The 1,070-nt window shown below is 68.9% G+C and carries 2 protein-coding genes; both read left to right on the plus strand.

The genetic code is table 11. The features are described from left to right. Positions 1-775: galactose-1-phosphate uridylyltransferase (galT, locus tag ACIRS4_RS38895; protein ID WP_404205104.1), on the plus strand; the 775-nt coding region annotated here is incomplete at its 5' end. Further along, positions 772-1,070 (plus strand): galactokinase family protein (locus ACIRS4_RS38900; RefSeq protein WP_404205106.1); only part of this gene is annotated, 299 nt, incomplete at its 3' end. The genes galT and ACIRS4_RS38900, both read left to right, overlap by 4 nt.

Genomic DNA, 1,070 nt, shown 5'->3' on the forward strand with positions numbered 1-1,070 from the left:
CCCGCAGGTGCCGTATCCTGCCGAGTCGCAGGAGAATTCGCTGCGCCGCGAACGAACCGGCACCGGCCGCTGTGAAGTGGTCTGCTTCAGCAGTGATCACGACGGCTCCTTCGCCGAGCTCCCGGATGACCACGCCCGCTTGATGATCGACGTGTGGGCGCAGCGCACCGCCGAGCTGTACTCGCGGGGCGACATCGCCGAGGTGTTCTGTTTCGAGAACCGTGGCACGGAGATCGGTGTCACCCTCCCGCATCCGCACGGTCAGATCTACGGCTATCCGTTCCGCACCCGGCGCACCCGCACCCTGCTGCGCACGGCCGCCGAATACCGGGCCGAGCACGGCGCGGACCTGTTCGAGGCGCTCCTCGCGGCCGAGATCGCCGACGGCACCAGGGTTTTGGTGCGCACCGCGCACACCACGGCGTTCGTTCCGTATGCCGCGCGCTGGCCGGTCGAGGTGCACATTCTCCCGAACCGCCACGTGCGCAACCTGACCGAGCTCACCGACGACGAAGCCGACGATCTGGCCCGGGTCTACCGCACGGTACTGCGGGCCTTCGACGCCCTCTATGCGCGGCCGCTGCCCTACATCGCGTCCTGGCACCAATACCGGGCAGACGCCACGGAGGGCTACCTGCACGCCGAACTGTTCTCCATCCGGCGCAGCGAAGACAAGCTCAAGTACCTCGCCGGTTCGGAATCCGGGCGGGACACGTTCGTCAACGACAAAACTCCGGAAACCATCGCCGCCGAACTGCGGGCGGTGCTGCGATGACCCGGGTACGGGCGTACGCGCCGGGGCGGGTCAACCTGATCGGCGAACACACCGACTACAACGCGGGATTCGCGCTGCCGGTCGCGCTCGAGGTCGGCACCGTCGCCGAGTTCGAGGCGGGTGGACAGGACGCGACGATCCACGCCGAGTCGGACCGGCAGCCCGACATCGTGGCGGTCCCGCTCGGCACGGCCCCGGGTCCGGATCGGATCACCGGGTGGGGCGGCTACATCGCGGGCTGTGTGTGGGCGCTGCGTGAATACGGCGTTGCGGTGCCGGCCGGTCGGATGCGGAT

The organism is Streptomyces sp. NPDC101166 (assembly GCF_044768125.1).
Lineage (GTDB): Bacteria > Actinomycetota > Actinomycetes > Streptomycetales > Streptomycetaceae > Streptomyces.